8 protein-coding genes are annotated in these 7,153 nt (G+C 47.7%); 2 read left to right on the top strand and 6 right to left on the bottom strand.

Annotation, left to right across the window (positions count from 1 at the left end; genetic code table 11):
• The 6 genes from PR799_RS17180 to phnR all read right to left on the bottom strand — a co-directional run.
• Nucleotides 1-240, bottom strand: a 240-nt coding sequence (locus PR799_RS17180; protein ID WP_272523016.1) for a toxin VasX, incomplete at its 3' end; no start/stop codon positions are given.
• 155 nt (nucleotides 241-395) lie between these two features.
• The gene (phnV, locus tag PR799_RS17175) at nucleotides 396-1,193 is read right to left on the bottom strand and encodes a 2-aminoethylphosphonate ABC transport system, membrane component PhnV (RefSeq protein ID WP_154628801.1); all 798 of its coding nucleotides are present in this window, start codon (nucleotides 1,191-1,193) and stop codon (nucleotides 396-398) included.
• 2 nt (nucleotides 1,194-1,195) lie between these two features.
• Nucleotides 1,196-2,056 (bottom strand): 2-aminoethylphosphonate ABC transporter permease subunit, encoded by an 861-nt coding sequence (gene phnU, locus PR799_RS17170; protein WP_154628800.1) that lies wholly within the window; start codon nucleotides 2,054-2,056, stop codon nucleotides 1,196-1,198.
• 1 nt (nucleotide 2,057) lies between these two features.
• Nucleotides 2,058-3,167 (bottom strand): 2-aminoethylphosphonate ABC transport system ATP-binding subunit PhnT, encoded by a 1,110-nt coding sequence (gene phnT / locus PR799_RS17165; RefSeq protein WP_272523015.1) that lies wholly within the window; start codon nucleotides 3,165-3,167, stop codon nucleotides 2,058-2,060.
• 7 nt (nucleotides 3,168-3,174) lie between these two features.
• Nucleotides 3,175-4,188, bottom strand: coding sequence for a 2-aminoethylphosphonate ABC transporter substrate-binding protein (phnS, locus tag PR799_RS17160; protein WP_154628890.1), 1,014 nt, complete (start codon nucleotides 4,186-4,188; stop codon nucleotides 3,175-3,177).
• Nucleotides 4,189-4,323: 135 nt separating this feature from the next.
• Nucleotides 4,324-5,031 (bottom strand): phosphonate utilization transcriptional regulator PhnR, encoded by a 708-nt coding sequence (phnR, locus tag PR799_RS17155; RefSeq protein WP_154628889.1) that lies wholly within the window; start codon nucleotides 5,029-5,031, stop codon nucleotides 4,324-4,326.
• A 150-nt stretch (nucleotides 5,032-5,181) separates the two neighbouring features.
• Here phnR and phnW point away from each other — a divergent pair, with 150 nt between their 5' ends.
• Nucleotides 5,182-6,300 (top strand): 2-aminoethylphosphonate--pyruvate transaminase, encoded by a 1,119-nt coding sequence (gene phnW, locus PR799_RS17150; RefSeq protein ID WP_272523014.1) that lies wholly within the window; start codon nucleotides 5,182-5,184, stop codon nucleotides 6,298-6,300.
• Nucleotides 6,301-6,325: 25 nt separating this feature from the next.
• Complete coding sequence (phnX, locus tag PR799_RS17145) at nucleotides 6,326-7,135, top strand: phosphonoacetaldehyde hydrolase (protein WP_272523013.1); 810 nt, start codon at nucleotides 6,326-6,328, stop codon at nucleotides 7,133-7,135.
• The last annotated feature ends 18 nt before the right edge of the window (nucleotides 7,136-7,153 follow it).

Here is a 7,153-nt window from a genome sequence, read left to right as displayed (position 1 = left end):
CTCGGTGACAAAATAGTTAATCCATGAATTTCCCCTTTCATCCCAAATATTGAGATATCCTGGGCGTAATAACCTTAATGTATAAGCAGTTTCACCTTGAGCAAGAACGGGAGCCTGAATATGATTGGGCATAACAGGGAGAACATCTTGTTGCGACATAATGGCTGGACGAACAGGTAAGATAGGCAATCCTCGACGCTGACAAAAATTGCATCCTTCTGATTTAGAGGGCTGATCCATGCGATTTCTACTCCATGAAATAAATAATTAACTAATGCTAAATTAATAAATTTCGGTTAAGTTAACATTTATTGACTGCTATCGCATGCTTTTTGTTAACATTGAGAAATTGCTGGTATTTAATGCACCTTTGCATCAACTAAGAGCACTTTACCTTACCTCTGCCCCAATCTCTTTGCCACTCTCTCCAACTTCATCATTAATAACAGCGTGATAGCGACGAGGACGATAGTCAAGGCAGAGCCATCGGCGATATTTCCGCGGTCGGTCAGGCTGAAAATGGACACTGGCAATGTCGCCCAACCTGGGGGATACAGCATCATTGTGGCGCCCAACTCGCCGAGGGATAAGGACAGGCTCAGTGCTAGCGCTGAAATCATCCATGGCATCAACAGCGGTAGGGTGACATGGCACAAGCGATACCACGGAGAAGCCCCTAAACTGAATGCCACATTTTCAACATCTGCGGAAATACGGGTTAATCCAGTGGATACATTGCTAAACGTGAATGCGGAAATCAGAACAAAATGAGCAGAAAACACAATCCAAAAGGTGCCGTTCATCTGTAAATAGCCTTGGCTAAATGCTACTAAGATCCCTAAACCGATAGAAACAGACGGAATGGCGCTAGGTAAGTAGAATGCGATACCCAGATATTTTTGCACTCTCGCACTATGGCGACGTAAGGCAAGGGCTGCCCACAGACCGCAAAACAGTGCGAATAGACTGGCGCAAAAGCCAATAATCAGGCTGGACAAAATCGCTTCCCATGCAGGTCCTTGAAACGCATTTACAAAATGTTCGAAGGTAAAGCCGGAGGGTAAAATACCGTTCCATTGTCGGCTAAAGCTGGACATTAAAATCATCACTAATGGCAGCAAGAACAGGCAAGAAAACAGCGTGATGGCGATAGCGGTTGAAATGGCTCGCCCAGTTTTAGACCAGATTAACATGGTTATTTTTTCACTCCAAAACGGGTTGTTGCCATGCGATACAGGCTAAATAGCCCCACAGACAGCAGTATATTAATCAGCGCTATCATGCACGCGACGCTGTAATCAGATTCTAGAATCGCTTTGCTGTAAACCATCATCGGCAAGGTATTTACCCCTTTTGCTCCGATAAACAGCACGATGCCAAATTCGTTGGTGGTCAGAAGCAAACACAAGCTGCCACCTGCAAGTAATGCAGGAAGCGCCGCCGGAAAAATCACTTGGCTTATCACGCGGGCAGGGTGTGCCCCTAAAATACTGGCGGCTTCTAACTGGCTCTTATCGATTTGGCGTAGTGCAGCCATGAGTGGGCGCATAATAAGTGGAGTAAACACGGTGATCTCTGCCAAAATCACGCCATTAATCGAGTACAAAAAGTCCACAGGGGGCAGCTCAAAATCAAACAGCGCCATTAAGGTGCCATTAAGTAACCCCGCCGAACCATAAATAAAGGTAAACGCGAGCGTGATCAGAAACGTCGGCAGCGCGATAAAGGTATCAATGACTTGGGTAATAAAACGGCTTCCAGGAAAAGGAATAAACACCAGAATCAGGGATAGAACCGAACCAAGCACTAAGCAGCCGAGAGTGGCAAAAAAGGCGATGTGTAGTGTATTGAATAAACCACTAATAAACCTTTTTGACTCAACGACTTGCCAGAACGTTTCTAAGCTTACGCCACCCGTGGGGCTTTGAATGGCTTGCTCGCTAATCAGCATCAGCGGGTAAAAAAATAACGTCGCTAGAACGAGCAGCGGTGGCGCTATCCAATAAAACGGTTTTAGGTTTATGGATGATGGCTTAGACAGGTTGATAGCCGACATATTATTCCTCAATCAACACAGTATCAGTGGGAGAAAACCACAGCGTGAGTTTATCGCCAGCTTGCGGTAACGGGGATAAATGGGTGACAGCGACCGTCACCTTTTCCCCTGCCACATCACACAATAAGTGGGTAATATCCCCCTGCCAACGGATGGACTGCAAGGTAGCGTGTAATTGGTTTGAGGTATCTGTACGTGGGGTGAGGCTAATATGCTGCGGGCGAATACAGATTAATTTGTGGCTATTGTGCTGCATTCCTTGGGTTTGCGCTTCAATTAGCGTTCCGCCACAGCTCACACTGACTTGGGCAGGTACGGAGGAAAAGCCCAAGGCGGTTGCCGACAGAATATTGGCACGCCCTAAAAACTCGGCGGCAAAGCGGTTAGGCGGGCGATGGTAAAGGGCGTTTTTCTCTCCGTGGGCCACCAAATAGCCATCTTTCATGATACCAATTTTATCCCCCAGAGCGAGGGCTTCAGTTTGGTCATGGGTGACGTATAAAATGGTTAGCTCAGGCAATTCGCGGTGTAGCCTTGCAATCTCTTCCACCATATTATGACGAATTTGGGCATCGAGGGCTGATAGCGGCTCATCGAGCAAAAGTACTCGTGGGCGAACGGCTATGGCACGGGCGATGGCGACGCGCTGTTGTTGACCACCGGATAATTGATGCGGGTAACGGGTGGCATAGTCGCTCATTCCTACGATGTGTAATGCCTCTGCCACGCGCTCTTTGATCAGCGCTTTAGGCTGTTTTTGGGCGCGTAAGCCAAAGGCGACATTATCTTCCACTTTCATATGCGGGAAGAGGGCGTAGTTCTGTACGACCATGCCCAGCCCCCGCTGATACGGGGGGTGGTGGGTGATATCCGTATCACCCATTAAAATGCGTCCGCTGTCTGGTTGTGCAAAGCCTGCAATTGACCGTAACACGGTGGTTTTCCCTGAACCGGAAGGCCCAATGAGCACCAGTATTTCACCGGGCTCAATGGTCAGGGATAACGGCTTAAGCACCACATTGTTATGGTAAGAAACCCGCAAAGATTCCAGCACAATGCCTGAGTGATCAGTGCGCTGGCTTGGTGTTTCTGTCTTTCTTTTCATCAACATAACTCACTTACTCGCTTTCAGTCACTTTGTGCCAACGGGTAATATCGTTCGAAAGAGACACTTCAACCTCGTCCCAATTCGGTTGCCATGTTTTGACGCCTTTGAGGGTTTCAGTGGCTTTGTGGAATTGCGGATCGTTTGGCGTCAAATCTGAGCGTACTGGCATCCCCCATGACAGTTCACTAACGTGACTTTGGGCTTGTTTGTCTAACAGGAAATTAATCAGTTTTTTGCCATTTTCAGTTTCAGGGCCGTTATTCACTAAGCCAACCACATAAGGCAGAATCAGCGCGCTGCGTTCGCCTTTTTCATCGGCTGGCCAAAAGATTTTCACGTTCGGATTGCGTTCCATTTGGGAAAGGTTCATCTGCAAATCACCGTTTGCCACGTACAGCTCACCTTTGTTCACTAACGCAGTTAATTTCCCTGTTGAGGCGGATGGACCGACGTTGTTGGCTTGTAATTTACCGAGGTAATCAAAACCGGCCTCTTTGCCACCGAAGCTATGGAACACTTGAAGCATGACGGCAGTGCCATCTCCCGCTTGCCCTGGTGTGGAGTATTGCAGTTTATTTTTAAAACGGGCGTCGAGGAGTTCATTCCACGTTGCTGGAGGGGCTTTTAGCAGTTTGTCGTTATAGATAAAGGTCAGGTAGTTATTGACGATGGGGGTGTAGTACTCCGTTGAGTTAGGAATACTTACCGCGGCATCCGGTGTGAATTTTGCCAGTAATTCGGTTTTGGCCGCACGTTGGATAAACGGGGGAACGGTGACGAGCACATCCGCTTGTGGGTTAGTGCGCTCTTTGGCTAAACGCTCAACGATGGCACCGGAGCCGCCTTCGACGTACTGTACTTTAATCCCTGTTTGCTGAGTAAAGGCATCAAATTGAGCCTGATACCAGCTGTTATTGCCATCATGGAGACCATCTGCGGAGTAAACCGTGACGACAGGGGCGGCAAAAACCGAGGTCGAACCTAGGGCGGCAAGGAGTAATACGGCAAGAGGGGTAGGCTTCATTTTACGTTTCATCTCCAGATCTCCAGTGAGTCGTTAAAGTTATCTGGTATATACCAGTGTTTTTACGCTAACGGGTTTATGTGACAGAAAAATGAAATCTACCGAGAAAGCAAAAATTTATTTTTGAAGTGAAAGTTAGAGGGTATCGACCTCAATACGCAGGCTGTCATGACGCCAATATTCCACATCATAATCCAAAATTCGCCCGTGCTGATCGTAGTTTAAACGTTGCAACAGCAGGGCTGGGCGACCGACTGTAACCCCTAATGCGCTGGCCGCCTGTGGTGGCATGGCGGTGGGATAAAACGATAAATGCATACTGGTATAAATCAAATCATATTGCTGCTCATACACTTCGGTGAGGCTGCCATTCAAATCATGGCTTAATAGCTCCGGTACGCGAGCGGGAAGACAGTGGTTTTCGCTGTAGCAAACGGCGCGGTCGTCCGCATAACGCAGACGAGTGAGTAGGTAAATTTGTTCGAAAGGCTGCAATTGCAGTGGCGTCATGGCTTCGATAGGCACGGTGACGACCTTCCCTTCTAACAACTTGGTTTTGGGCTGGCGGCCTTGCTCTAAACACAGCTTATGGAAGTTGGTATTTTGCGTTGGGTCGAGCCATAAACGCTCGGGCGTCACAAACCAGCCTCGGCGCTCAGAACGGTAAATTGCGCCGCTAGATTCTAGCTGTGCCAAGCTTTCTCGAATAGTGACGCGCGTGGTATTGAAGATGGCACACAGTTCGCGTTCAGAGGGCAGTTTATCGCCACTTTTCAGCGCGCCGTTCTGAATTCTTGCTTGTAATTGCGCTTTGATAAGAAGGTACTGTGGCTGTTCATCCATCGATAATGTATCCGTTTTTCGTCGCAAAATTTTTTATCCATTATACACGTCAATATGAATTTTTTGTTGCAGGGCGTCTTTTCCTTTGACCTTCTTGTTCATCTGCCGTCATTATAATATCAATCTGGTATAGACCAATGGTGAATTTAAATGACAATGAATCAATATCTGCTGTTAACACCGGGACCTTTGACCACGTCACAAACTGTGAAAGAGGCCATGCTGTTTGATAGCTGCACATGGGACGATGATTACAACTTAGGGGTAGTGCAACGTATTCGCCAACAGCTGGTGGAATTGGCGACAACCCAAGCGGGGTATACCAGTGTGTTACTCCAAGGGAGTGGTAGCTACGCCGTAGAAGCGACGCTGGGCTCGGTACTCGCACCGCAAGATAAAATCCTGATTGTCAGCAATGGCGCTTATGGCGCCCGAATGGCAGAAATGGCGCAGCTAATGGGCATTTCACACCATGTTTATGATTGCGGTGAAGTGGCTAAGCCTGATGTGGCAGTGATTGAGCAGCTTCTACAGCAAGATAGCCAAATCAGCCATATTGCGATGGTGCACTGTGAAACCACCACCGGGATTTTGAACCCCATCGAGGAAGTTGCGGTATTAGCCAAGCGCTATCAGAAACGCTATATCGTGGATGCGATGAGCAGTTTTGGGGGGATCCCTCTGGATGTGGGGGCGCTGAATATTGATTTTCTGATCAGCTCTGCAAACAAATGTATCCAAGGAGTGCCGGGGTTTGGGTTTGTGATAGCTCGTTCCAGCGAACTGGAAAAATGTGCGGGACGCTCGAGTTCGTTGTCCCTTGATCTGTATGCACAATGGCGCTGCATGGAACAATTTCATGGAAAATGGCGCTTTACCTCCCCAACACACACGGTGCTGGCTTTCGCTCAAGCACTGAAAGAGCTAGCTCAAGAAGGTGGCGTGAGCGCCCGTTTCCAGCGTTATCAGCAAAATCAGCGCAAGCTGGTGGACGGTATGCGTCAGTTAGGATTTCGCACATTATTAGACGATAGCCAACAATCGCCGATTATCACGGCATTTTATTCGCCAGGTGCCGAAGATTATCAGTTCAACCAATTTTATCAGCAGCTCAAAGCCCAAGGGTTTGTGATCTATCCGGGTAAGGTTTCAAAGAGCGATTGCTTCCGCATTGGCAATATTGGGGAAGTGTATCCACACAATATTGATGCGCTATTGGTGGCAATTAAGAATGCGATGTATTGGAAAAATAAGGCATTAGCAAAATAACGTATTGTAAAAATAAGGATTAATCATGAACCGTATTGAAGCTGTTATTTTGGATTGGGCGGGAACGACGGTCGATTTTGGCTCTTTTGCACCGACTCAGATTTTTATTGAAGCATTTAAAGCCGCATTTGAGATTGATATTACACTGGCACAAGCCCGTATCCCTATGGGGTTAGGTAAATGGCAACATATTGAAGTATTAGGAAAATTACCAGAGATTGATGCCATGTGGCAGGCAAGGTTTGAGCGCTCAATGACCAGCGAAGATATCGATGCTATCTACCAAACGTTTATGCCATTACAGATTGCCAAAGTGGTTGATTTTGCAGCGCCGATTGTTGGGGTTGTTAGCACCATTGCAACGTTGCGTGAGCAGGGGATTAAAATAGGTTCTTGTTCAGGTTACCCTAGGGCGGTAATGGAAAAGTTGGTTCCAGCGGCGGCAACATTGGGGTATCAGCCCGATTACTGGATTGCGAGCGATGATTTAGCGGCTGGCGGACGTCCAGGGCCGTGGATGGCGCTGCAAAATGTGATTAAACTGGCGGTTAATTCCGTCTCCCATTGTGTGAAGGTGGATGATGCGGTGCCGGGAATTGAAGAGGGGCGCAATGCGGGAATGTGGAGTATTGGGCTCGCTATTTCGGGTAATGAATTCGGTAAAACATGGGATGAATATCAAGGCATGAGCCAAGAAGAAATTGCGCCATTACGTCAGCAAGCTGCGAACAAACTGTATGCGGCGGGCGCCCATTATGTGATTGATACGCTAGCGGATCTTCCTCGTGTGATTGACGAAATCAACGCAAAATTGGCAAAAGGCGAAACGCCGTAGCTAGACATCAATATTCAA

The organism is Providencia sp. PROV202 (assembly GCF_028479565.1).
Classification (GTDB): Bacteria; Pseudomonadota; Gammaproteobacteria; order Enterobacterales; family Enterobacteriaceae; genus Providencia; species Providencia zhijiangensis.
The sequence above is the reverse complement of the archived record's forward strand: the minus strand, read 5'-3'. Positions and strand labels throughout refer to the sequence as shown.

Bases quoted from the DNA above. Each gene is read 5' to 3' on its own strand.
- phnR (WP_154628889.1), bottom strand. From the start codon at position 5,031: ATGGATGAACAGCCACAGTACCTTCTTATCAAAGCGCAATTACAAGCA.
- phnX (WP_272523013.1), top strand. From the start codon at position 6,326: ATGAACCGTATTGAAGCTGTTATTTTGGATTGGGCGGGAACGACGGTC.
- phnV (WP_154628801.1), bottom strand. From the start codon at position 1,193: ATGTTAATCTGGTCTAAAACTGGGCGAGCCATTTCAACCGCTATCGCC.
- phnU (WP_154628800.1), bottom strand. From the start codon at position 2,056: ATGTCGGCTATCAACCTGTCTAAGCCATCATCCATAAACCTAAAACCG.
- phnW (WP_272523014.1), top strand. From the start codon at position 5,182: ATGACAATGAATCAATATCTGCTGTTAACACCGGGACCTTTGACCACG.
- phnS (WP_154628890.1), bottom strand. From the start codon at position 4,188: ATGAAGCCTACCCCTCTTGCCGTATTACTCCTTGCCGCCCTAGGTTCG.
- phnT (WP_272523015.1), bottom strand. From the start codon at position 3,167: ATGTTGATGAAAAGAAAGACAGAAACACCAAGCCAGCGCACTGATCAC.